The organism is Cupriavidus sp. WKF15, assembly GCF_029278605.1.
In the GTDB taxonomy this organism is placed as follows: Bacteria; Pseudomonadota; Gammaproteobacteria; order Burkholderiales; family Burkholderiaceae; genus Cupriavidus.
In genome coordinates this window covers 325445-349163 of the sequence record NZ_CP119572.1, presented here as the reverse complement: position 1 = coordinate 349163, position 23719 = coordinate 325445, and the positions used below count along the sequence as shown (strand labels likewise).

Annotated in this window: 23 protein-coding genes; 8 read left to right on the top strand and 15 right to left on the bottom strand. The window is 68.2% G+C overall.

The features are described from left to right. Positions 1–87: 87 nt before the first annotated feature. The 3 genes from amt to CupriaWKF_RS01635 are packed head-to-tail and all read right to left on the bottom strand — an operon-like array spanning position 88 to position 2857. Positions 88–1638, bottom strand: coding sequence for an ammonium transporter (gene amt / locus CupriaWKF_RS01645; RefSeq protein ID WP_276099316.1), 1551 nt, complete (start codon positions 1636–1638; stop codon positions 88–90). A gap of 26 nt (positions 1639–1664) precedes the next feature. After that, a complete protein-coding gene (locus tag CupriaWKF_RS01640; protein WP_276099315.1) occupies positions 1665–2003 on the bottom strand; it encodes a P-II family nitrogen regulator in 339 nt (112 codons plus the stop codon). A gap of 50 nt (positions 2004–2053) precedes the next feature. Then, positions 2054–2857 (bottom strand): TorF family putative porin, encoded by an 804-nt coding sequence (locus CupriaWKF_RS01635; protein WP_276099314.1) that lies wholly within the window; start codon positions 2855–2857, stop codon positions 2054–2056. Positions 2858–3236: 379 nt separating this feature from the next. On the opposite strand from CupriaWKF_RS01635, the gene CupriaWKF_RS01630 reads away from it, so the two are divergent. Both CupriaWKF_RS01630 and CupriaWKF_RS01625 read left to right on the top strand, forming a co-directional pair. After that, positions 3237–3515 (top strand): accessory factor UbiK family protein, encoded by a 279-nt coding sequence (locus CupriaWKF_RS01630; protein ID WP_276099313.1) that lies wholly within the window; start codon positions 3237–3239, stop codon positions 3513–3515. Positions 3516–3618: 103 nt separating this feature from the next. After that, the gene (locus CupriaWKF_RS01625; RefSeq protein WP_276099312.1) at positions 3619–5160 is read left to right on the top strand and encodes a YifB family Mg chelatase-like AAA ATPase; all 1542 of its coding nucleotides are present in this window, start codon (positions 3619–3621) and stop codon (positions 5158–5160) included. A gap of 40 nt (positions 5161–5200) precedes the next feature. On the opposite strand, the gene zwf is transcribed toward CupriaWKF_RS01625, so the two are convergent. From zwf to CupriaWKF_RS01605, 4 genes are all read right to left on the bottom strand, one after another. After that, complete coding sequence (gene zwf / locus CupriaWKF_RS01620) at positions 5201–6688, bottom strand: glucose-6-phosphate dehydrogenase (protein ID WP_276099311.1); 1488 nt, start codon at positions 6686–6688, stop codon at positions 5201–5203. An 83-nt stretch (positions 6689–6771) separates the two neighbouring features. After that, the gene (locus CupriaWKF_RS01615; RefSeq protein ID WP_276100628.1) at positions 6772–7791 is read right to left on the bottom strand and encodes an SIS domain-containing protein; all 1020 of its coding nucleotides are present in this window, start codon (positions 7789–7791) and stop codon (positions 6772–6774) included. Further along, positions 7784–8887 carry an N-acetylglucosamine-6-phosphate deacetylase gene (gene nagA, locus CupriaWKF_RS01610; RefSeq protein WP_276099310.1) on the bottom strand — a complete coding sequence of 368 codons (1104 nt, stop codon included), beginning with the start codon at positions 8885–8887 and terminating at the stop codon, positions 7784–7786. The genes CupriaWKF_RS01615 and nagA overlap by 8 nt, the downstream gene beginning before the upstream one ends. 30 nt (positions 8888–8917) lie before the next feature. After that, positions 8918–9985 (bottom strand): porin, encoded by a 1068-nt coding sequence (locus tag CupriaWKF_RS01605; RefSeq protein ID WP_276099309.1) that lies wholly within the window; start codon positions 9983–9985, stop codon positions 8918–8920. Here CupriaWKF_RS01605 and CupriaWKF_RS01600 point away from each other — a divergent pair. Next, a complete protein-coding gene (locus CupriaWKF_RS01600; protein ID WP_276099308.1) occupies positions 9975–10694 on the top strand; it encodes a GntR family transcriptional regulator in 720 nt (239 codons plus the stop codon). The genes CupriaWKF_RS01605 and CupriaWKF_RS01600 overlap by 11 nt on opposite strands. On the opposite strand, the gene CupriaWKF_RS01595 is transcribed toward CupriaWKF_RS01600, so the two are convergent. The 3 genes from CupriaWKF_RS01595 to CupriaWKF_RS01585 form a co-directional block, all read right to left on the bottom strand. Then, positions 10676–10855: a hypothetical protein gene (locus CupriaWKF_RS01595; protein WP_276099307.1), complete on the bottom strand. Its 180-nt coding sequence runs from the start codon at positions 10853–10855 to the stop codon at positions 10676–10678. The genes CupriaWKF_RS01600 and CupriaWKF_RS01595 overlap by 19 nt on opposite strands. A gap of 70 nt (positions 10856–10925) precedes the next feature. Then, on the bottom strand, positions 10926–11567 hold the full coding sequence (locus CupriaWKF_RS01590) for a LysE family transporter (RefSeq protein ID WP_276100626.1): 642 nt from the start codon (positions 11565–11567) through the stop codon (positions 10926–10928). A gap of 46 nt (positions 11568–11613) precedes the next feature. Further along, on the bottom strand, positions 11614–12210 hold the full coding sequence (locus tag CupriaWKF_RS01585; protein ID WP_276099306.1) for a hypothetical protein: 597 nt from the start codon (positions 12208–12210) through the stop codon (positions 11614–11616). Between the two features lie 199 nt (positions 12211–12409). On the opposite strand from CupriaWKF_RS01585, the gene CupriaWKF_RS01580 reads away from it, so the two are divergent. The 3 genes from CupriaWKF_RS01580 to CupriaWKF_RS01570 all read left to right on the top strand — a co-directional run bounded on the left by CupriaWKF_RS01580 (position 12410) and on the right by CupriaWKF_RS01570 (position 15770). Continuing rightward, the gene (locus tag CupriaWKF_RS01580) at positions 12410–12835 is read left to right on the top strand and encodes a thioredoxin family protein (protein WP_276099305.1); all 426 of its coding nucleotides are present in this window, start codon (positions 12410–12412) and stop codon (positions 12833–12835) included. Positions 12836–12952: 117 nt separating this feature from the next. Next, a complete protein-coding gene (locus CupriaWKF_RS01575; protein ID WP_276099304.1) occupies positions 12953–13489 on the top strand; it encodes a TlpA disulfide reductase family protein in 537 nt (178 codons plus the stop codon). 163 nt (positions 13490–13652) lie between these two features. Further along, positions 13653–15770 (top strand): ATP-dependent helicase, encoded by a 2118-nt coding sequence (locus CupriaWKF_RS01570; protein WP_276099303.1) that lies wholly within the window; start codon positions 13653–13655, stop codon positions 15768–15770. A 4-nt stretch (positions 15771–15774) separates the two neighbouring features. Here CupriaWKF_RS01570 and CupriaWKF_RS01565 read toward each other — a convergent pair whose 3' ends face one another. From CupriaWKF_RS01565 to CupriaWKF_RS01545, 5 genes are all read right to left on the bottom strand, one after another. Then, positions 15775–16971, bottom strand: coding sequence for a class I SAM-dependent rRNA methyltransferase (locus CupriaWKF_RS01565; RefSeq protein ID WP_276099302.1), 1197 nt, complete (start codon positions 16969–16971; stop codon positions 15775–15777). A 214-nt stretch (positions 16972–17185) separates the two neighbouring features. Continuing rightward, positions 17186–17491, bottom strand: coding sequence for a YbeD family protein (locus tag CupriaWKF_RS01560; protein ID WP_276099301.1), 306 nt, complete (start codon positions 17489–17491; stop codon positions 17186–17188). Between the two features lie 54 nt (positions 17492–17545). Continuing rightward, positions 17546–18766, bottom strand: a complete 1221-nt coding sequence (locus CupriaWKF_RS01555; protein ID WP_276099300.1) for a D-alanyl-D-alanine carboxypeptidase family protein — start codon at positions 18764–18766, stop codon at positions 17546–17548. Positions 18767–18848: 82 nt separating this feature from the next. Next, positions 18849–19490 (bottom strand): alpha/beta hydrolase, encoded by a 642-nt coding sequence (locus CupriaWKF_RS01550; RefSeq protein WP_276099299.1) that lies wholly within the window; start codon positions 19488–19490, stop codon positions 18849–18851. 140 nt (positions 19491–19630) lie between these two features. Beyond that, positions 19631–19951 carry a ferredoxin gene (locus CupriaWKF_RS01545; protein ID WP_224081270.1) on the bottom strand — a complete coding sequence of 107 codons (321 nt, stop codon included), beginning with the start codon at positions 19949–19951 and terminating at the stop codon, positions 19631–19633. A 405-nt stretch (positions 19952–20356) separates the two neighbouring features. Here CupriaWKF_RS01545 and CupriaWKF_RS01540 point away from each other — a divergent pair, with 405 nt between their 5' ends. Both CupriaWKF_RS01540 and CupriaWKF_RS01535 read left to right on the top strand, forming a co-directional pair. After that, a complete protein-coding gene (locus tag CupriaWKF_RS01540) occupies positions 20357–21655 on the top strand; it encodes a dicarboxylate/amino acid:cation symporter (protein ID WP_276099298.1) in 1299 nt (432 codons plus the stop codon). A gap of 82 nt (positions 21656–21737) precedes the next feature. After that, complete coding sequence (locus CupriaWKF_RS01535; protein ID WP_276099297.1) at positions 21738–23717, top strand: ATP-binding protein; 1980 nt, start codon at positions 21738–21740, stop codon at positions 23715–23717. Positions 23718–23719 lie beyond the last annotated feature (2 nt).

The window sequence follows — 23719 nt, the reverse complement described above, 5'->3', positions numbered from 1 at the left end:
AAGCCAGACAAAAAAGCCCGGCACATGGCCGGGCAATACTCCTGAGAGTCGATTCCCAATCAGCTCTCCAGCACAACACCTTTGCGATCAGACCTCATAAGCGGTTTCACCGTGCGAGGTGATATCCAGGCCCTCGCGCTCTTCTTCTTCCGGCACCCGCAGGCCGATCAGCATGTCCACCAGCTTGTAGGCCACGAAGGCCACCACGCCGGACCACACGATGGTGGTCAGCACGCCCTGGAACTGGATCCAGACCTGGCCGGCGATCGAGTAGTCGTCCGCCACCTTGTTGGCCACGTAGTCGTAGATGCCGGTGCCGCCGAGGCTCGGCGCGGCGAATACGCCGGTCAGCAGCGCACCCAGGATGCCGCCAACGCCGTGCACGCCGAACACGTCGAGCGAGTCGTCCATGCCCAGCATGCGCTTCAGGCCGGTCACGCCCCACAGGCACAGCAGGCCAGCCAGCAGGCCGATTGCGATCGAACCCATCGGGCCGACGAAGCCGGCTGCCGGGGTGATGGCCACCAGGCCTGCCACAGCACCCGAGGCACCACCCAGCATCGAGGGCTTGCCCTTGCCGATCCACTCGCCGAAGGTCCACGCCAGCACCGCGGCGCAGGTGGCCAGCAGCGTGTTGACGAAGGCCAGCGCGGCCGAGCCGTTGGCTTCCAGCGCCGAGCCGGCGTTGAAGCCGAACCAGCCGAACCACAGCAGCGAGGCACCGACCATGGTGAAGGTCAGGCTGTGCGGACGGATCGCCTCGCGGCCGAAGCCGATGCGCTTACCGAACATGAAGGCACCCACCAGGCCAGCCACGGCGGCGTTGATGTGCACCACGGTGCCACCGGCGAAGTCGAGCGCGCCCTTCTGGAACAGCCAGCCGGACTTGGCCGTTGCGGCCGTACCCGCTGCGGCGTCGGTGAACGAGTCCGGACCCGGCCAGAACCAGACCATGTGGGAAATCGGGATGTAAGAGAAGGTGAACCACAGCGCCACGAACACCAGCACGGCCGAGAACTTGGCGCGCTCGGCAAAGGCACCGATGATCAGGCCACAGGTGATGCAGGCAAAGGCGCACTGGAAGGCGAAGTAGGCCAGTTCCGGCACGGCCACGCCCTTGCTGAAGGTGGCCGCCACGGCGTCGACCGTGAGCCCCTTCATGAACAGCCGGTCGGTGCCGCCGAAGAAGGCATTGCCCTCGGTGAAGGCGAAGCTGTAGCCATAGACGGCCCATAGCAGCGCAACCAGCGAGAAGATCACCAGGCACTGCATCAGCACCGACAGCATGTTCTTGGAGCGCACCAGGCCGCCGTAGAACAGTGCCAGGCCCGGCAGCGTCATCAGGATCACGAAGGCCGTGCTGACCAGCAGCCAGGCGGTGTCGCCCTTGTTGGGCACGGGCGCGGCCGGCGCGGCAGCCGCTTCGGCCGGGGCAGCCGCGGCAGCGGCGGCGGGAGCGGCAGCGGGAGCGGCGGCGGCTGCAGGCGCCGCCGCTGGCGCGGCGGCAGCGGCCGGCGCGGAAGCCTCGGCCGCGGGCTTGTCCTGCGCGACGGCATGAGTGGACAGGCCTACACCGGCCGTGCCGATGGCCAGCGCCATCGCGCCCGCCGTCAGGATTCGCTTGAACCAGGTTTTCATTTGTCTAGCCTCTTGTCGTTGTACTGTCACAGGGCATCGCTGCCGGTCTCGCCGGTGCGGATGCGGATGACCTGCTCGATCGGCGCCACGAAGATCTTGCCGTCGCCGATCTTCCCGGTGCGGGCCGACTTTTCGACGGCCTCGATGGCGCGGTCGACCACGTCGTCGGGCACTGCCACCTCGATCTTCACCTTGGGCAGGAAGTCAACGATGTACTCGGCGCCGCGGTACAGCTCGGTGTGGCCCTTCTGGCGGCCGAAGCCCTTGACTTCGGTCACGGTGATGCCCGACACGCCGACGTCAGACAGTGCTTCGCGCACCTCGTCCAGCTTGAAAGGCTTGATGACTGCGATGATCAGTTTCATCGATTTCTCCTGTGGGCACGCCGCCGCGGCGTGCCCTGACTGAAGCTCAATTAGAAAGTCTTGGAAAGGGACACCCACCCCGTGTTGTTGCCGACGTTGTGGTTATAGCTGTTGGTGTAGAACGAGTCCTTCGCGTTGGTGCCGATATAGGCCACTGCCACCGAGAAGCCCTTGCCCAGGTCCTTGGTCAGGCCAAGCTTCCAGTCCAGGTAAGAGGCCGCGCTGATGTGCTGGACGTTCTGGTAACCGACATGCGCATTCAGCGTCAGGTCCCACACATTCAGCGGGTAATTGAAGCTCAGGTCGATGTAGCTGCTGTACTGGCTGTTGGCAATGCCGAACAGGTTGGTGAGCGCCTGCGAGTACTTCAGGAATACCGGGCCGTAGCCGATGCCGGCGTAGAGCTCGGTGGTGTAGGGACGCGGCTGGCTGTAGCCGCCCGGATAGAAGTACTGCAGCACGCCGACGTCATAGTTGAACTCGAGGTCGCTGGCCTTGAAGGTGTTCTTGAAGCCGCCGTAGAAGTCCATCTCGATCGGTGCCGACACCGACTTGTCGGCGTCCGAGATCCAGCTGATGCTGGAGTTCCAGTTGCCGATGTAGAAGCCGCTCTCGTGCGCATAGTCGAAGCCGCCCTGGATGGCCGGACGGCGGTTGGACTGGCTGAGACCGCGATAGCGGTAGTCCGACACCAGCGCGACGTTCGCCGTGAACGTATGCGGCGACGCGGGCTCGGCGGCAGCGGCAGCCGGGGCTGGCGCTGCCGCTGGCGCGTCGGCGGCGCTTTGGGCGAATGCGGTGGCAGCGGAGCTACAGAGAACGACCGCGCTGACTGCAAGGGCCAACTTCTTCATGGATTCCTTCTCCTTTTCCTTTTTGGCTCGGATTTCGTTTATTAGGGTTTCGGTGATGCGGGCGAACTCACTACTGCAACAGCCGTGCCAGCTTTGCGGAATCTGGACATCAGGAATGCCCGCAGGGCGAAGGGTGATCAAAAACCGGCTTGAATCTGCCTTGCAGCAAAGCCGGATCGACATCAAAAGGTGTGAACGGCCGCGCGGAGGAGCTTTCATGCACGTGCCTGAAGGGCGATAATCGAAGCCTGAAGATGACCTGCCAGCACGTCAGCGGACCGATCGCCCGCAATCAGGGCGCCCAATTCCTGTGCGAAAGCGAGGTATGCGGCAGGTTGTTCCCAGGATTGGCACCACCAAGGTGCGCGAAGGAGAAACCATGAAACCGACCGATCTCTTCAACGACCTGCAGAACAAGGTCAGCGAGGCACTGCGCAACTCGCCTGCAAGGGACATCGAAAAGAACGTGCGCAGCATGATGACCCAGGGCTTCGCCCGGCTGGACCTGGTCACGCGCGAGGAATTCGATGTGCAGTCGCAGGTGCTGGCACGCACGCGCGCGCGCCTCGAAGAACTGGAAGAACGCGTGGCCGAGCTTGAGCGCCGCGCCGGCATTCCGCCCGGCCCCGGCGCGGTGGACAGCACCGGGGGCGCATGACGCCCCGGCCCCAGGCCCGCCCCTTTGCCGAAAGGCCGCCGTTTCACGGCGGCCTTTTTCGTTAACGCTTCCATCACAACCGTGTCACAACGGTTATCGAGACATGAGCCTTGCCGTCCTGCACAGCCGCGCGCTCACCGGCATCGAAGCGCCGCCGGTGCGTGTCGAAACCCACCTGGCCAATGGCCTGCCGGTCTTCACCATCGTCGGCCTGGCCGACACCGGCGTGCGCGAAAGCCGCGAGCGCGTGCGCGCCGCCATCCTCAACAGCGGCTTCGAGTTCCCCAACCGCCGGATCACCGTCAATCTCGCGCCGGCGGACCTGCCAAAGGAGTCTGGGCGCTTCGACCTGGCTATCGCCCTGGGCATCCTTGCCGCAAGCGGGCAGATCCCGTCGGCAGAGTTCGATCAATATGAATTCGCCGCCGAGCTGTCACTGTCGGGCGACCTGCGGCCGGTACGCGGCGCGCTGGCCATGGCCATGCGCCTGGCACGCGAAAACGCTGCGCGCCAGGCATCCGGCAGCCCGCCGCGCGCGTTCCTGGTAGCGGCTGGCAATGGCGCCGAGGCGGCACTGATCGAAGACCTGGCCGTCCATGGCGCCGCCACGCTGCGAGAGGTTTGCAGCCATTTCGCGCCGCCGCACGACAAGCGCCTTGCCCGCGCCGTGCCGGCCATGCTCGCCCGGGTGCCGGAACCCGGCCCGGACCTGCGCGACGTGCGCGGCCAGGCGCAGGCCCGGCGGGCCCTGGAGGTGGCTGCCGCCGGCCAGCACTCGGCCCTGCTCGTCGGTCCGCCCGGCACCGGCAAGTCCATGCTGGCCCAGCGCCTGCCCGGGCTGCTGCCGCCCATGTCCCTCGATGAGGCGCTGGAGTCGGCCGCGGTGCTGAGCCTGACGCCGGGGGGCTTCAAGCCGTCGCGATGGGGCATGCGGCCGTGCCGCTCGCCCCATCACACGGCGTCGGGGCCGGCCATGGTCGGCGGCGGCGGCAACCCGCGCCCCGGCGAGATCTCGCTCGCGCACCACGGCGTGCTGTTCCTCGACGAGCTGCCCGAGTTTGATCGCAAAGTGCTGGAAGTGCTGCGCGAGCCGCTGGAATCCGGCCGCATCACCATCGCCCGCGCCGCGGGCCATGCCGACTTCCCGGCCTGCTTCCAGTTCGTGGCCGCCATGAACCCGTGCCCCTGCGGCTACCTCGGCCATCCGGAGCGCGCTTGCCGCTGCACGCCTGACCAGATCCGGCGCTACCAGTCGAAGATCTCGGGGCCGCTGCTTGACCGGATCGACCTGCAGATCGAAGTCCCCGCGCAGGACCAGGGCGAGATGCTGGACGGCCCCGCCGGCGAGCCCAGCGAAGTGGTGCGCGCGCGGGTGCTGGCCGCGCGCCAGCGTCAGCTTGCGCGGCAAGGCAAACCCAACAGCGAACTCTCCGGCCGCGAGATCGACCAGCACTGCCCGCTGGAGCCGACCGCCCAGGCCTTGCTGCGCGGGGCCATGGCCCGGCTGGCGTGGTCGGCCCGCTCCTATTTCCGGGTGCTCAAGGTGGCCCGCACGATCGCCGACCTCGAGGGCGCCGAAGTCCTGACCAGCGCGCATGTCGGCGAGGCAATCCAGTACCGGCGCGCGTTGCGGACGCCAGGCTAGCCCCGGAGGCGCCTCGGAACCCCGGTCAGTCCGGTGCGCTTCATGCTTCCTCCGACCACTGCACGCCCTCGCGCGCCATGAACGCCGACGACGCCGCCGGGCCCCAGGTGCCGGCCGTGTAGGGCCGCGGACCTTCATCCTGCTGGCGCCACGCTTCCAGAATCGGATCGACCCAGGTCCATGCGGCCTGCAGTTCGTCGCGCCGCACGAATAGCGCCAGGCGCCCCCGGATCACGTCAAGCAGCAGGCGCTCGTAGGCCTCGGCGCGACGCGTGGTGAAAGCGGAATCGAGGTTCAGCGCAAGGCTCAGCGGCTTGAGCTTCATGCCCTCGCCGGGCTGCTTGACCATCAGCATCAGCTGCACGGATTCTTCGGGCTGCAGCCGGATCACCATGCGGTTCGGCCTCAGCGTGCTGCCGGTGCCGAAAATGGAGTGCGGCACCTCGGCGAAATGGACCACCACCTCGGTCACGCGCTCCTGCATGCGTTTTCCGGTGCGCAGGTAGAACGGCACCTTGTTCCAGCGCCACGTGCCGAGTTCCGCGCGCATCGCAACGAAGGTCTCGGTGCGGCTGTCGGCCGGGATGCCGTCTTCCTCCAGGTAGCCGCGCACCAGCTCGCCGGCGATCGCGCCCGCGGTGTAGCGGCCGCGCACGGTGTTGCGGCGCACGTCCTCGGGCGACATCGGCCGCAGCGAGCGCAGCACCTTGAGCTTTTCGTCGCGCACGGCATCCGAATCGAGCGACGCGGGCGGCTCCATCGCCAGGATGCTGACCAGTTGCAGCAGGTGGTTCTGCACCATGTCGCGCATGGCGCCAGCCTCGTCGTAGAAGCCGCCGCGCGTGCCCACGCCCACGGTCTCGGCCACGGTGATCTGCACGCTCGAGACAAACGGCGTGCGCCACAGCGGCTCGAAGATGGAATTGCCGAAGCGCAGCGCCATCAGGTTCTGCACTGTCTCCTTGCCGAGATAGTGGTCGATGCGGTAGGTGCGGGGCTCGCTGAAGTAGCGCGTCACCACGTCGCTGATCGCGATGGCGGACGCCAGGTCCACGCCCAGCGGCTTCTCCAGCACGAGCCGCGTGTCGGCCGCGATCAGGCCGTGGCTCGCGAGGTTGTCGCAGGTGGCCGCGAACAGCCCCGGCGGCATCGCCATGTAGTAGACGCGCAAGGCCTCGTCGCGCAATGCCGCCGCCAGGGCCGGGTAATCGCCTGGCTCGCCTGCGTCGAGCTGCACGTAGTCGAGGCGCTGGAGGAAGTTCTGCCACTTCGCCGGGTCGAGATAGCGCGCATCGACGAAGGGCTGCGCGCGCTCGTCGGCAAAGCGCATGAAGGCCTCGCGCTGCCACGCATGCCGGCCTGCGCCGAGGATGCGCGTGCGCTCGGGCAGGTTGCCGTCGCGGTGGATCATGTACAGCGATGGCAGCAGCTTGCGCGCCGACAGGTCGCCGGTGCCGCCGAAGATGACGAGGTCCAGTGGCCGGGCGTCTGCGCCGGCGGAAAACGGGGCGGATCGTGTGCTTGGCATGGCGTATCTCCTTGCGTGCCGATCGTCGGCGGGGGTGTGGCGGGGTGGGCTCGGGTCGCTGGCTGCCTGCCCGGTGAGCGGGCTCACCGGGTTTCAGTGACCTTGCTCAGGTACCGCGGCTGGTCCGGATGACGGCCACGCGCACGCGCCAGCGCTTCCGCGGCGAGGTAGAAACTCTGGATGGCGGCAATCGGGTCGAGCAGCGGATGCGCGGCCTCGGCCAGCGGCAGGTCCGCATCAGGCGTGCCGGCCGGCGCTGCCAGCAGCACGCGGGCGCCGCGCGCGCGCATCTCGGCCGCGAGCATCAGCAGCCCCTGCTGCTCCGGACCGCGCGGGGCAAACACCAGCAGCGGATAGCCCGCGCCGATCAGTTCCATCGGGCCGTGCCTCACTTCGGCGCCCGAAAACGCCTCGGCCTGGATGCCGGACGTTTCCTTGAGCTTGAGCGCGGCTTCCTGCGCCACCGCCAGGCCCGGGCCGCGGCCCAGTACCAGCATCTGTCGCGCGCCACGCAGCGCCGGCACCAGCGCGCTCCAGTCCAGCGTCGCGGCCATGCGCAGCGCGAGCGGCAGCGCTGCGCACGCGTCGGCCAGCGCCGCCGCGCCGGTGCGTGCGCGCTCCAGGTGCCCGACCAGCAGCGCCGACTGCGACAGCATGGCGATATAGCTCTTGGTCGCGGCCACGCTGTGCTCCGCCCCGGCGCGCAGCGGCAGCGCGTGCTCGCACGCGTGCGCCAGCGGCGACCCCGGCGCGTTGACCAGCGCCAGCGTTTGGGCGCCGCCGGCACGCAGTGCGCGCATGGTCTCTACCAGATCCGGACTGCGCCCCGATTGCGAGAACGCCACGGCCAGCTGCCCGGCCACGCGCAGCGCGCTTGCATGCAGCGTCACCGTAGACATCGGCAGCGAGGCCACGGGTACGCCGAGCCGCCGCGTGACCAGCGCGGCAAAGTAGCTCGCGGCATGGTCCGAACTGCCGCGCGCCACGGTCAGCACCGCCGGCCACGGCTGCGCGGCCAGCGCCTCGGCCAGCGCGGCCACTTCCGCGGCATGTTCGAGCTGCGCGGCCACCACGGCAGGCGCGCTCAATGCCTCTTCAAGCATTCTCGACACAACGTTCTCCTTCGACATGAACGGTCCGGATGTGCAGCGCGCGATCCAGCACGACCACGTCGGCCCAGCAGCCCGGCGCCAGTTGCCCGCGATCGGCCAGGCCCAGGTATTGCGCCGGATACAGCGACACGCGCCGCGAGGCATCGGCCAGGTCCAGTCCGATCGCGACAAAATTGCGCAGCGCCTGGTCCATCGTCAGCACGCTGCCGGACAGCGTGCCATTGGCCAGCCGCACACTGCCGCCGGCCTTGTAGACGGTCTGACTGCCCAGGTGATAGACGCCGTCCGGCATGCCGGCCGCGGCGGTGGCGTCGGTCACGGCATACAGGCGCGGGATCGCGCGCAGCGCGGCACGGATGGCACCGGGATGCACGTGCAGCAGGTCCGGAATCAGTTCGGCGTACTCAGCATGCGCCAGCGCCGCGCCGACCACGCCGGGCGCGCGGTGCTGCAGCGGCGTCATGGCATTGAACAGGTGCGTGAAGCCGGTGGCGCCCGCCGCCAGCGCGGCCACGGCATCCTCGTAGCTGCCCAGCGTATGGCCCAGCTGCACGCGCACGCCATGCGCGGCCAGCATGCGGATGATGTCCAGGTGGCCGGGCAGTTCGGGCGCCAGCGTCACGACCTTGAGGGGCGCGGCGCCGAGGTACTGCGACATCTGCTGCGGTGTGGCGATGGCCGGCGTATCGGGCTGCGCACCAAGCTTGCCCGGGTTGATGTACGGTCCTTCGAGATGCACGCCGAGCATGCGCGCACCGCTTGCGGGGCGCCGTGCACAGGCGCGTTCGAGCGCCTGCAGTGCGTTCAGCAGCACGTCATGCGGGGCCGTCATGGTGCTGCCGAGCAGACTGGTGGTGCCGAAGCGCGCATGCGCGCGCAGGATCACAGGCACCGCCGCCTCGCCATCCATGAAATCCTTGCCGCCGCAACCGTGGTTGAGAAGGTCGACAAAGCCGGGCACCACATAGGGCGCATCATTGTGCGCGGGCTCCGCCGGCACGCCCTCGATGCGCGCGATGCGACCGTCGGATCCCACGTGGAGTTCGCCGAGGACCCAGCCGGCCGGGGTCAGGATATTGCCCTTCATGGCAGAAATCTCCGCATTACAGGTCCGCCTTCAGAACAGGTGGATGATGCCGGCATAGGCACCCTGCTGGGTGACGCCAGGGCGCGGATTGGTGTCCGGCGACGCTTCGACCGAGAAGCTTGCATTTCGCGAGTTGAATACCGATGCGACCGTGCCGTACAGCGAGGTGCGGCGCGACAAGTCATACTTTGCGCCGAGTGTGACAAGCGTGCCATGGCCCGCATTCCGGTTCAGCGACGCGTAGTACAGGCCCGACATCAGCGTCAGCGCGGGCAGCAGGCGGTAGTTGGCCCCGATCCATCCCATCTGGCTGCGCGTGGCGGCATGCGGATTGGCCGCCGTGGCCACGGTATCGCCCGACGATGCCGTCAGGTTGTAGCCCGCGAACAGGCGCAGATCGCGCAGCGCGTAACTGCCGCCCACCGTGTACTGGCGCGAGCTGGCGTACAGGTCATCCATGCGGCCGCGCGCGTCGCGCAGTTCTTCGTAGAGTCCGGTGAGGGCCAGATTTCCTTGCGCGTACTTGATGGCCGCGCTCAGTTGCCTGCCGCCCCTGGCGTTGCCAGGATCGCCGTCATGGCCGGCCTGCGCGCGCAGGCTGAAGCCGGCCCACGTCGGCGAGTTCCACGTCACCGCGTTCGGACGAGAGCCCCAGTTGCGGCCATAGACCAGCGTGGCCACCGAACTTGCCTGCATCCCCATCGGGTCGAGCATGCCGCTTTCGTCGTCGGTCAGGCTCATGCCGCGGCCAAGCAACAGCGTGCCCCAGTCATTGCCGGCAAGGCCAACCTGCGCACGGCGATTGAACAGCGGATCGGAGGCGCCGGTGCCCGATGTGATCATGCCCTCCACGTTGACCAGCGCGCGTACGCCGCCGCCCAGGTCTTCGGTGCCGCGCATGCCCCAGAAGCTCACACCGTACTGGTTGCTGCCAAAGCGGAAGGTGTCGGCATCGCCGCCAGGCCGGGCGATACCGTTGACATAGTCGAGGCCCGCCACCGCGCGGCCGTACAGGGTGATGCCGGCGGGGCTGGCGGATTGCGCACAGGCGCCGCCGGCCGACGCTGCGAGCAGCGCCGTCAGTGCAATGCGTTTCACGATCGAAAACTCCAGGAAAGGAGCCGACGCGACGCCGATCTACCTGCAGGTGGCGCGCAGGCTGGGCACGGCCATCCACGACGGACAGTGGCGTGTCGGCGATGCGCTGCCTTCGGAGCGCACGCTGGTGGAATCGCTGGGGATTTCGCGGGTCACCGCGCGGCGCGCGCTACAGGTGCTGGCCGAGGAAGGCGCAATCACGCGCAGCCGCGGCGCGGGCACCTTTATCGCGCCGCGCCCGGAGCCGAAGGCGGCGCGGCTGGACAACTTCAGCGAACTGGCGCGCCGGCGCGGCATGACGCCCGCCAGCGAACTGGTCGCATTCGAGCGCCGCAAGGCCACCGCGCAGGAAGCCGGCGTGCTGGCGCTGCAGGCCGGCGAGGAGATCGTCAGGCTGACCCGGCTGCGCAAGGCCGATGGCCAGACCTTCTGGATGGACGTCACCACGCTGGCGCTCGCGGTGCTGCCCGACGCCAGCGCCATCGGCGAATCGCTGTATGCGTACCTGGAACGGATCGGCCGGCCGGTGCTGCGCATTACCGAGAAGCTGCGCGCGGTCGTGGCCGACGAGGCGCTCTCCGCGCACCTGGCGATCGCACCCGGCGAGCCGCTGCTGCATATCCGGCGGATCGGCTACAGCCATGGCGACCAGCCGGTGGAACTGACCGACGCCTATTGCCTGAACGACTTCTACGAATTGAAACAGTAACGCCGGGGGACAATCACCGGCGGCTCGACCGGCGGCGGGACCGGATCCTCCTCGGGCGGCAGCGGCAGGTCGGGCGGCACGCCCGGCGGCGATGGCTCCTCCACCGGGGGCACGGTATGGCGCGGCACCATGCGCGCGCGAGGTATCAGCAAGGCTGGCATACGGGTGTCTCCGTGGCGGGGTTTCCTCCTCATTGAAGCAAACCCCGCCGGGACGCGCCAGTGCCGGTGCTCAGGCGTGCTGGCGCCGCACGAAGAACAGCGCCGCGCCCACCGCCATCAGCACGCTGCCGAAGAAGCGGTTCTGCCACCGCACGGCACGCGCGTTACGGAACAGGCCCTGCATGCGCGACGCCAGCAGCGCATAGCCGTGCATGACGACCAGGTCGACGCCGCACATGGTCGCAGCCAGGATGGCGAGCTGCGGCGCCAGCGGCCGCGACGGGTCGATGAACTGCGGCAGCACGGCGACCATGAAGATGATGCCCTTCGGGTTGGTCACATTGGTCAGCAGCCCGGTCGCGAAACGCCGGCGGGGGCTCATGGGCGTCATGCGCACGGCGCCGCCGTTCGCTGCCGTCCCCTCCTCGACCCGCGCGCGCCATTGCTGCACGCCCAGGTAGATCAGGTACAGGGCCCCCACGGTCTTGACCGCGGCGAACGCATGCTCCGACGCCAGCAGCAGCGCCCCAAGTCCGCCACCGGCGACCAGCAGGATGATCACCAGCCCGGCCTGCAGGCCGAAGATCGTGGTCGATGTCCTGCGCACGCCATACGACAGCCCGTGGCTCATCGACAGCACCGCGCCCGAACCGGGCGACACCGCGATGACCCAGCATGCGGCGAAATAGGCCAGCCAGACTTCCCAACGCATCATATCTCTCCTTCAGATAAACCTTATGGGGCGCTTATGGAGCGCATCAGTACGGATGGAATCCGCCCAGGAACTGCTCCACCTGCTCGGCGTTGCGCTGGTCGCGCGCGCCGTCGCCCGATTCCAGCACCACGGCCTGGTAGGCGCGCGTGCCGACGGCGACAAGCCGCGCGGTCAGGCGGCGCGGCGAGTGGTCCTGTGGCGACACGCCGCTGACCTGCAGTTCGACGCCGTCGAGCGGCCGCGCCGGCTGGTCGGCCGACTGGATCGTCACCGCGCGCGTGTGCGCCGGTTCGCCGCCATGCACGCCGAGATTGGCAAGCAGGCCCGACTGCATCGCGGCCAGCGCTTCGCGCCGCAAACCGGCGTCGTCGGCCGGCAGCGTGACCACGCCGACCGCGAACAGCGTGTCGTCGACGCGCGCCGCTTCCATGGTCATCGGCAGCTTGTGCCCGGCAATGGTGACATCGCGCGCGGCGCTGGTGGGCTTGCCCGGATAGAGCGCGGCATAGCCGCCCTCGCCCGACTGGATCGTGCGCCAGTCATAGCGCGGCGAACACGCGCCAAGCCAGGCCACGGCGAGCATGGCCGGCAGCACCAGGCGAAGCCGGGAGAACCACTGACAGACCTGAAGAAGGGGCATCGGGGACGTGGCCGTACGGTGCGGCGCGTATTGTCGGGACCGGGGACGGCGGCGGGCAGGCGCCTGGCCGCCGGGCGGAAACCGGTATTATCCGGGAAGCCGCCGGCCCGTGCTTGCTGCGCTTCACACCATGCCCCCGCTCATTCCGCTCCGTCGCCCCTCCGTTCGTCTTGCGGCAGCCGCGCTGCTGGCATTGGCCATGCTCGCCAGTCCCGCGGGCGCCGGCACGCCACACCTGCCACCCGCGACCGACCTGGCCGCTCACGCCGCCGACGCGGCGTGCCGCGGAGAACCGTTAGTGGTCCTGGTTTCGCTGCCCGATTGCGGCTACTGCGACACCGTGCGCAAGAGCTATCTCGGCCCGCAGGCGGCGGCCGGCGAAATCGCGGTGCGCGAAGTCGACATGACCGCCGACACGCCGCTGCGCGACACCGACGGCACCATGACCACCGCGCGCGCGTGGGCGCGGGCGCACCAGGTGCGCGTGGCCCCGACAGTGCTGTTCCTCGATCGCGACGGGCGGCAGGCAGCCGCCCCGCTGCGCGGCCTGCAGCCCGATTTCTACGGCGCCTATCTGGAACAGGCGCTGGGCCAGGCGCGTGCCGCCATCGCCACCGCGCGCTGACCCGCGCGGACTGCGGCGGATTGACGCAGGCGACGGATTGCAGCAACGCGCGGCAGCCGGGTTTAGAATGCCCTGTTGCCAGTTGAACGGGCCCGGCCCAAGCCGGACCGCATTGCCATGACAAACGCCGCTCCCGCCACTTCCAAACCCCGCAAGCTGTGGCCCATTGCCATAGTCGTCGTCGTGCTCGCCGCGCTGGGCTGGTTCGGCTACCGCGCGCTGTCGCCGTCGAGCCAGGTACCCGCCGCCACGTTCACGCTGCTTTCGGGCGAGAAAGTCAGCACGGGCGACCTCAAGGGCAAGGTCTACCTGATCAACTTCTGGGCCACGAGCTGCGCCACCTGCGTCAAGGAAATGCCGGACATGGTCCGCACCTACGAGCAGTACAAGGGCAAGGGCCTGGAGTTCGTCGCCGTGGCCATGAACTACGATCCGCCGATGTACGTGATGAACTACGCCAAGACACGCGGGCTGCCGTTCAAGGTCGCGATGGACTCGGATGGCGCCGCGGCCAAGGCCTTCGGCAATGTGCAGCTGACGCCGACCACCTTCGTCGTCGACAAGGACGGCCGCATCCTGAAGCGCTATGTCGGCGAGCCCGAATGGGACGCGCTGCACAAGCTGCTTGACGGCGCGCTGGCCCAGGCCGCCTGACGAATTCCCGGCAACAGCTGCGAAAAGGTGCTCATCGAGCACCTTTTTTGTTGGGCTGATGCCGCGCGCGCTTCGACTGGCTTGCGCCCACGGCCTGTATGGATATACAGTTTGCGCCAGTCTTCCTGCCCGCCATCGACGGCGGCCACATCCCGAACCGCCCGTGTCACTGGATCTTGCCCCTCTCGCGGAATCGCCTTCCGCCCTTGCCGAACAAGCCTCGCCGGACGCCGACGTTCCCGCCTACCTGGCGCGGCTCAATCCGGAACAGCGGGCGGCGGTCGAGCACCACAGCGACGGGCCGCTGCTGATCATCGCGGGCGCAGGCTCGGGCAAGACCAACACGCTGGCGCATCGCGTCGCGCACCTGGTGCTCAACGGCGCCGACCCGCGCCGCATCCTGCTGCTGACCTTTTCGCGCCGCGCCGCGGCCGAGATGGGGCGGCGCGTAGAGCGCATCGTGGACCAGGCGCTCGGCACCAGTACCGGCGCCGGCCGCGCGGCGCTGCAGTGGTCGGGCACCTTCCACGCGATCGGCGCGCGCCTGCTGCGCGAATATGCGGAAACGCTGGGCCTGTCGCCGGCCTTCACCATCTGCGACCGCGGCGATGCCGCCGACCTGATGCACGTGGTGCGGCACGACCTGGGGCTGTCCGAGCAGGCCAGCCGCTTCCCGAAGAAGGAAACCTGCCTGTCGATCTATTCGCGCGTGGTCAACACCCAGGCCCCGCTCGAGGACGTGCTCAAGCTCTGGTTCCCGCGCTACACCATGTGGGTCGACGCGCTGCGGGCGCTGTTCGCCGGCTATGTCGAAGCCAAGCAGAAGCAGCAGGTGCTCGACTATGACGACCTGCTGCTCTACTGGTCGCAGGCGCTGACCGAGCCCGCGATCGCGCAGGATATGGGCGCGCGCTTCGACCATATCCTTGTCGACGAATACCAGGACACCAATGCGCTGCAGGCGTCGATCCTGCTGGCGCTGCGGCCCGACGGCCGCGGCCTCACGGTGGTCGGCGACGACGCGCAGTCGATCTATGCGTTCCGCGGCGCCACCGTGCGCAACATCCTCGATTTCCCCGCGCAGTTCGCGCCGCCGGCACAGCAGGTCACGCTGTCGCAGAACTACCGCTCGACGCAGCCGATCCTGCAGGCCGCCAACGCCGTGATCGGGCTGGCCGCCGAGCGCTACACCAAGGACCTGTGGTCCGAGCGCGCGTCCGCCGAGAAGCCCGGCGTGGTCGTCGTCAACGATGAAGCCGACCAGGCCCGCTACGTGGTCGAGCGCGTGCTGGAACGGCGCGAGGCGGGCCTCGCGCTGATGGCGCAGGCGGTGCTGTTCCGCGCCGCCGACCACAGCGCGCAGCTCGAGATCGAGCTGGCCCGGCGCAATATCCCGTTCGTGAAGTTCGGCGGCCTCAAGTTCCTCGAATCCACGCATGTGAAAGATGCGATGGCCGTGGTGCGCTGGCTGCAGAACCCGCTCGACCGCATCGCCGGCTTCCGCACGCTCCAGTTGCTGCCCGGGATCGGGCCCAAGACCGCCGCGCGCGTGCTCGATGCGCTCGCGGTCGCCACCGAGCCGCTGTTTGCGCTGGAATCGTTCGAGGCGCCGCCAGCGGCCGCGCCCGCCTGGGCCGACCTGCTGGCGCTGGCCCGCTCGCTGCTGGGGCCGGCGTCGCCGTGGCCGTCGGAGTTCGAGCAGGTCGTCGCCTGGTACCAGCCGCACCTGGAGCGCATCCACGACGATGCCGCCGCGCGCATGGCCGACCTGCAGCAGCTCGAACGCATTGCCGCGACCTATGCCTCGCGCGAGCGCTTCCTGACGGAACTGACACTGGACCCGCCCAGTGCGTCCAGCGACGAATCGGGCGTGCCGCTGCGCGACGAGGATTTCCTGATCCTGTCGACGATCCATTCGGCCAAGGGCCAGGAATGGAAGGCGGTGTATGTGCTCAATGCCGTGGACGGCTGCATGCCGTCCGACCTGGCCACGGGCACCACGGAAGAGATCGAAGAGGAAAGGCGGCTGCTGTATGTGGCGATGACGCGCGCCAAGGACCATCTGGACGTCGTGGTGCCGCAGCGCTTCTACGTGCACCAGCAGCCGGGGTTCGGCGATCGCCACGTGTACGCGTCGCGCACGCGCTTCCTGCCGAACCGGGTGATGCCGAACTTCTACAGCCGCTCTTGGCCGCCTCCGCCGATGCCGGGGGCGGTACCGTCGAAGGCAACGCTCGCACCGGTGGACCTGGCCAGCCGCATGCGCAATATGTGGCGCTGAGTCGTCAGGCCACCTTTTCCAGCAGCAACCCCTTCAGGTATTCCCCTTCCGGGAAGGCCGACAGCATCGGATGGTCCGTGCCCGCCGACAACCGGCGCAGGATGCGTGCATCGGCGCGGGCATCCGTCACCGCACCGGCCACGATCTTCTGGAACAGCTCCATGCTGATCGCGCCCGAGCACGAATACGTGAACAGCAGCCCGCCCGGACGCAACAGCTGCGTGCCGACGAGATTGATTTCCTTGTAGGCGCGCGCGGCGCGGTCGATGTGCTGGGCCGACGGCGCGAACTTGGGCGGATCGAGCACGATCAGGTCGAACTGGCGCCCTTCCGCACGGAACTCGCGCAGGGTCTTGAATACGTCGGCATCGAGCCACGTCGCACGGTTCTCGTCGAAGCCATTGAGCGCGACGTTGCCGGCGGCAATCTTCAGCGCCTCGCCCGAGGAATCGATCGACGTCACCGACGTCGCGCCACCGCGCAGCGCCGCCAGCGAAAAGCCGCCGGTGTAGCAGAAGCAGTTGAGCACCTCGCGCCCTTGGGCCAGGTCCCCCACCAGCTTGCGGTTGTCGCGCTGGTCGACATAGAAGCCGGTCTTGTGGCCATTGCGCACGTCCACGTAGTAGCGCACGCCATGCTCGGTCACCGACAGCGCGGGATCGGGCTCGGCGCCGGCCAGCACGCCCGTCACCAGCTCCAGTCCCTCGCGCTGGCGCACGGCGGCATCGGAGCGTTCGTACACGTTGGGGCAGCCGGTTTCCTTGACCAGCGCCTGCACGATGGCGGTCTTCCAGTGCTCCACGCCCGCGGCATTGAACTGGCACACGAGCTGGCCATCGGCGCCGTTGCCGTAGTAATCGACGATCAGGCCCGGCAGGCGGTCGGATTCGCCGAAGATCAGGCGCACCGCATTGCTGTCCTTCACCCATTGCCGGCGATAGGCAATCGCCGCTGCCACGCGGCGCTTGAACAGCGCGTGGTCGACCGGCTCGTTCTCGTCGAAGGTCCACACGCGCGCGCGGATCTGCGATTCGGGGCTGTAGGCGGCCTTGGCCAGGAAACGGCCGTCGGCGGCGCGCACGATGACAGTCGCGCCCGGCTCGCAGCGGCCTTCAGTGGTGGCGATGCCGGTGGCGTAGATCCACGGGTGGCGGCGCAGCAGGGATTTTTCCTTGCCAGGCTTGAGGGTGATGGTGTTCATGTTGGTATGGGGAAGAGAAGCGTGCCAAGACCACGGCGCTGCGCGCTCCGGGGCGTGGCTCCCCTCTCCCGCATGCGGGAGAGGGGTTGGGGGTGAGGGCAAGCGTGTCAGCGAAGTGAGGCGCATCGGTATGCCAGCGCCTGCCCTCACCCCCGGCCCCTCTCCCGCGCGCGGGAGAGGGGAGCAAACCGGCTGGAATGGAAAAGGTGCGGCCTTACAGCACCACCTTCACCATCGGATGCGCCGTCAGTGCGCGGTAAAGATCGTCGAGCTGCTCGCGGCTGGTTACCCACACCGTGACGGTCAGGCCCAGGTAGTTGCCCTTGCTGGACGGACGCATTTCCATCTTGCCGGCGTGGAAGCCAGGGTCGAACTCCTGCACCAGCGTCACGATGGCTTCGGCAAAGCCATCCTGCATCGCGCCCATCACCTTGATGGGGAAATCACTGGGGTACTCGATCAGCGACTGCTCGGGCGGGATATCGCCCGGCTTGCCGCCGCCATTGTTATCGGCTGTCATTTCGTTTCTCCGGCAGCCCGGCGCACGCATGGCATGCCGGGCTGCTCCATCACATCACTTGCGCTTGAACCACAGGCGGATGGTGTCCCACAGGCGGCCGAAGAAGCCGGCCTCGGGCACTTCTTCCAGCGCCACCACCGGGAACTCCGCCACCTTGCTGGTGCCGTCCATCAGCTTCACCGTGCCCACCTGCTGGCCCGCGGCGATCGGGGCAATCAGCAGCTCCTGGCGCTCGAGCACCGGCTTCAGGCGACCGCCCGTGCCCTTGGGCACGGTAACGAAGGTCTCGTTCTGCACGCCGATCTTGACCGTGCCGGCCTTGCCCTTGTAGATGTCGGGCGTGGCCAGCACCTGGCCCTTGTCATACAGGCGCAGCGTATCGAAGAACTGGAAGCCGTAATTGAGGATCTTCAGGCTTTCCTGCGTGCGCACCTGTTCGGTGGTGGTGCCGATCACGATCGACACCAGCCGGCGCGAGCCGTTGGGTACGTTTGCGAGGGGCCGCTTGGCCGACGAGATCAGGCAGTAGCCAGCCGACTTGGTGTGGCCGGTCTTGACGCCGTCCACGGTCGGGTCGATGTACAGCAGGCGGTTGCGGTTGGGCTGCTTGATCTTGTTATAGGTGAACTCCTTCTGCGAGTACATGGCATAGTACTCGGGGAAGTCCTGGATCAGGCGCGTGGTCAGCGTCGCCAGGTCCACTGCGGTGGTGTAGTGGTTCGGGTCGGGAATGCCGTCGGTGTTGGTGAAGTGGCTGTTCTTCATGCCCATGCGCTGGGCTTCGCGGTTCATCATCGCGACAAAGCCCTCTTCCGAGCCGCCCACGGCCTCGGCCAGCGCCAGCGCGGCGTCGTTGCCCGACTGCACGATCAGGCCCAGCAGCAGGTCCTGCACGGTGACCGGCTTGTTGGGCTCGATGAACATGCGCGATTCATCGCTTTTGACCTTCAGCACCACGTTGGTCGGCACCACGGCCTGGTCCAGTGTCAGGCGCTTTTCCTTCAGGGCCTCGAACGCCAGGTAGGCGGTCATCAGCTTGGTCAGCGACGCCGGCTCGATGCGCATGTCGGCGTTCTGCGAGGCCAGGGCCTGGCCGCTGGTCACGTCGTAGAGCATCCAGGACTTGGCCGCCACCTGCGGCATCGGCACGCCCGGGGTCAGCACCACGGCGGGCGCCTGAGCGAGCGCGACGGGTGCCGCAGCAAGCGTGGCTGCCGCGACGATGGCGGCGGAGGCAAAGACGGACGCTAGGCGCGGCGTGGCTCTGTTCAGCATGTTTCAGTTTCCGACAAGATAAGTTTCGCGAGGGACGGTTGCGGGTGCCGGCATGGCACCCCGGACGGCGTGCCGTCTGGCCTCACCGGTCCCACGCATTGACGACGAGCTGCTTGATCAGGTGCAGCTTGCGATGAAAGAAATGATCGGCGCCGGGGATGACGATCACCGGCAGCTCCTGCGGGCGGGCCCAGTCGAACACGCTTTGCAGCGGCACGGTCTCGTCCTGCTCGCCATGGATGACAATGGTATCCGCTGGCACGTCGGCGACCTGCCAGCGGCTCGCGGCGGTGCCGACCAGCACCAGGCGCTGCGCGGGCGTGCCGGCATCGGCCAGGCGCTTCGCGACGTGCGTGGTCACGAAGCTGCCGAACGAGAAGCCGCCCATGGCCAGCGGCAGGGTCGCGGCATCGGGCGACCACGCGGTCTGTTCACGCATCCACGCGACCACCGCCAGCAGGTCGTCCTGCTCGCCCACGCCGTTGTCATGCACGCCGGCGCTGTCACCCACGCCACGGAAGTTCGGGCGCACCGTGGCGTAGCCAAGCTGCACGAAGCTGCGCGCCAGGGTCTGCGCGACCTTGTTGTCCTTGGTGCCGCCGAACAGCGGATGCGGGTGCGCCACCAGCGCCAGGCCGCGCGGCGCCGCTTGCGGCAGGTCGACCGAGAGGTCGATCGCGCCGGCCGGGCCGGCAATGGTCAGTACCTGGGTATGCGCGTTCATGTTGGCAATGGACGATGCAACGGGGGCAATGGAAAACGCTGCCGCGGCGCTCGGGCTGCAGCGGCACTGCTACGGGAAAACCTGGAAAACCTCGGGGACATCCGTGACGCCGGCCTGTGGCACGGCCACCGGCATCGTGTTCAGCGGTCAACCATCAACCGCTCGACCGGCTTGCCGTGCAGCAGATGGCTGTCGATGATCTCGTCGATATCGTGCTCGTCGACGTAGGTGTACCAGACGGCCTCGGGGTAGACCACCAGTACCGGTCCGAGTTCACACCGGTTCAGGCAGCCCGCCTTGTTGATGCGCACGCGGCCTTCCCCGCCGGCGATGCCGAGTTCCTTGCAGCGCTTCTTGGCGTATTCCTGCATGGCCTTGGCGTTGTGCTGGGCGCAGCAGTTCTCGCCATCCTCGCGCTGGTTGAGGCAGAAAAAGACGTGGTGCTGGTAGTAGCTGCTCATGCGTGCTGGGAAAAAGGCGTGCCGCACCGGCCCGGGGGTTCGCGTCCGGCGGCATTGGTGGAAGCTCGGAATTATACGGTGTGTGGAGGGCCGGACCATGGCAATCCGGGCTCCGGCGAGGTTGCCAGCGGACATCGGCGCCCGAACCCGCGCCCTGAAGTGCCACATTGGGCACCCCAGGCTGCGCCGCCGTTCCGGATCCCCGGAGCGCGCGCTTCCGGATTTCCGGAAATCCGGAGTGCCGGAGCCTGCCCCAGCTGGCGCCCTCCCTTTCAAATCAAAGGGTTACCCGGACTCCACACGCTGGCACATCGATTGCAATTCCAGAGTCCGAGACACGCCGCATCCGCGACGGCGTGCGCCCGCCACGCTGGTGGGTATGGCCAAAAAACCGAGGACGACATCATGAGGAAACCCTTCTACAAGATCCTGTACGTGCAGGTGCTGTTCGCCATCTTTGTCGGCATCCTGCTGGGCCATTTCTGGCCCGACACCGGCGTGGCCATGAAGCCGCTGGGCGATGGCTTCATCAAGCTGATCAAGATGATCATCGGACCGATCATCTTCTGTACCGTGGTGACCGGCATTGCCGGCATGAGCGACATGAAGAAGGTCGGCCGCGTCGGCGGCAAGGCGCTGCTGTACTTCGAGATCGTCTCCACCTTCGCGCTGCTGATCGGCCTGGGCGCCGCGCACCTGCTCAAGCCGGGCGTGGGCTTCAACATCGACCCGTCGACGCTCGACACCAAGTCGATCGAGCAGTACGTGTCCAAGGCGCACGGCCAGAGCACGGTCGAGTTCCTGATGCACATCATCCCGGACACGATCTTCAGCGCGTTCGCCAACGGCGACATCCTGCAGATCCTGCTGGTCTCGCTGTTCTTCGGCGCGGCCCTGGCGGCCATCGGCGAGCGCGCGCGCATCGTCGTGCAGCTGATCGAGCAGGTGTCGAAGGTGTTCTTCCACATCGTGCACGTCATCACCAAGGTGGCCCCGATCGGCGCATTCGGCGCGATGGCCTTCACCATCGGCAAGTACGGCCTGGGCTCGCTGGTGCCGCTGCTCAAGCTGATCGGCACGTTCTACTTCACGGCCATCCTCTTCGTGGTGCTCGTGCTCGGCACGATCGCGCGCCTGACCGGCTTCAACATCCTGCGCTTCATTGCGTACATCAAGGAAGAGCTGCTGATCGTGCTGGGCACCAGCTCCTCGGAAGCCGCGCTGCCGCACCTGATGGAAAAGCTTGAGGAGCTGGGCTGCTCCAAGTCCGTGGTGGGCCTGGTCGTGCCGACCGGGTACTCGTTCAACCTGGACGGCACCAACATCTACATGACCATGGCGGTGATCTTCATCGCGCAGGCCACCGGCATCGAGCTGACGCTGATGCAGCAGCTCACGATCCTGGCGGTCGCCATGCTCACGTCCAAGGGCGCGAGCGGCGTGACCGGCGCGGGCTTCATCACGCTGGCCGCGACGCTGGCGGTGGTGCCGACCATTCCGGTGGCCGGCATGGTGCTGATCCTGGGCATCGACCGCTTCATGAGCGAGTGCCGCGCACTGACCAACATCATCGGCAACGGCGTGGCCACCGTGGTGGTCTCGGCCTGGGAACGCGAACTCGACCGCGTCAAGCTCCGCCAGGCGCTGCAGCAGAGCACTGACGATGACACAGAAGATCTCGCCGACGCCGGCCAGAACGTCTGACACCGCGCGCAAGGCCGGCCGGCCCGGTGGGCCGGCCGCGCCGCAGCGAGTATCATCGGCGCGACAGCCTTCGCGCGCGCCGATGCCCCATTCCGACGACCTCCTCGCCGTACATGACCCCGCCGCCGCCCAGGCGGCACACGAGCCCGGCAGTGAGAACCGCCGCTGGTGGGGCTTTGCCGTGGTGCTGGCGGCCGGGCTGGTGCTGCTGTGCGCGCTGGCCTGGCTGGTATCGGTGCAGCGCGGCCTGGCGGCCCTGCAGGCAGCCACCGCCACGCGCGCCGACCGCTACGCCGCCACGCTCGAAAGCACCCTCGACCGCTACGAATTCCTGCCCGCGCTGGTATCGCTGCACCCGTTCGTGCGCGGCCTGCTGCAGGCGCCCGGCGACCCGGCCCGCGTGGCCGCGGCCAACCACTACCTGGCCGAGGTCAACCGGCGCTCGCACGCGTCGGCCACCTACGTGATCGCCGCCAACGGTATCGCGCTCGCGGCCAGCAACGCCGGCGAGCCCGGCAGCTTCGTCGGGACCGACTACCGCTTCCGCCCGTATTTCCAGATTGCCGCGCGCGGCGAGATGGGGCGCTTCTACGCCATCGGCGTCACCAGCGACGAACCGGGCTACTACCTCGCCCAGCCCGTGGAGTCCGCCGGCAAGGTGATCGGCGTGACCGTGGTCAAGCTCAATCTCGAGTGGTTCCAGCGCGCCGGCGGCGGCAGCGCCGAGCCGCTCATGGTCAGCGACGAACACGGCGTGATCTTCCTGTCGTCCGTGCCGGCCTGGCAGTACCGCACGCTCGGCCCGCTGCCGGCCGGACTGCACGACGAACTCGGCAAGACCCGCCAGTACCACGACCGCGACGTGACGCCGCTGCCGCTGGAGCCGCTGACCTCGCCGGTCACCGAGTGGCTGGCGGCCACCGCGCTGGACCCGGGCGCGCGCCTGGTGCGCGTGCGCGCCGCCGGCACCAACCCGGACGGCAGCGAGCGCGCCGACCGCTACCTCGAGCTCGGCCGCAAGGTGGGCCCGGCCGACTGGACCATGCAGGTGATGGCGCCGCTCGATCCCGTGCTGGCCAATGCGCGCAACGCCACCGTGGCCGCGGCGCTGGCCTACGCCTGCATCTGCCTGCTGCTGGTCAACTGGCGCCAGCGCCGCCAGCGCGCGCGCGACATGCAGTACAGCCGCCGCCTGCTCGAAGCCGCCTATGACGAGCTGGAGCGGCGCGTGGAAGCGCGCACGGCCGACCTGATGGCCATCAACGAAAAGCTCGAGGAAGAGGTCGCCGAGCGCACCCGCGCCGAAAGCGAGCTGCGCGCGGCCCAGGACGAACTCGTGCAGGCCAGCAAGCTGGCCGCGCTCGGGCAGATGGCTGCCGGCATCACGCATGAGCTGAACCAGCCGCTGGCCGCCTTGCGCACGTTCTCGGACAACACGCGCGTGCTGCTGGAGCGCGGCCAGCTCGGCGCGGCCGAAGGCAACCTGTCGGCCATTGCCGACCTGACCGAACGCATGGGCAAGATCACCGGCCAGCTCAAGCTGTTTGCCGGCAAGGCACGGCCGCCGCGCCGCTCGGTGCAGGTGCGCGCCGCGATTGAACATGTCCTCGCACTGCTGGCGCCACGGCTGTCCGCCGTGGCGGTGCATGTCGATGGCCTGGACGCGCTGCCCGGCATCGCCGTGCGCGCCGACGAACTCAAGCTCGAGCAGGTCCTGCTCAACCTGGTCGGCAACGCGCTCGACGCCATTGCCAGCGCCGCGCCCGTGCGGGGCCGCATCGACCTGTCCGTGCGCGCCGAGGCGGGCACCGTGACGATCCAGGTGCACGACAATGGCACCGGCATCCCGCCGGAAGACCTGCCGCGCCTGTTCGAACCATTCTTCACCACCAAGGAAACCGGCCAGGGGCTGGGTCTCGGCCTGGCCATCACGTCGTCGATCGTGCGCGAATTCGGCGGGCAGCTGAGCGCCGCCAATGCCGATGGCGGCGGCGCGGTATTCACCATCGTGCTGACGCGCGCACCGGCCGAAGCCGGCGCGGCGGCCAGCCAGACACATTGAGG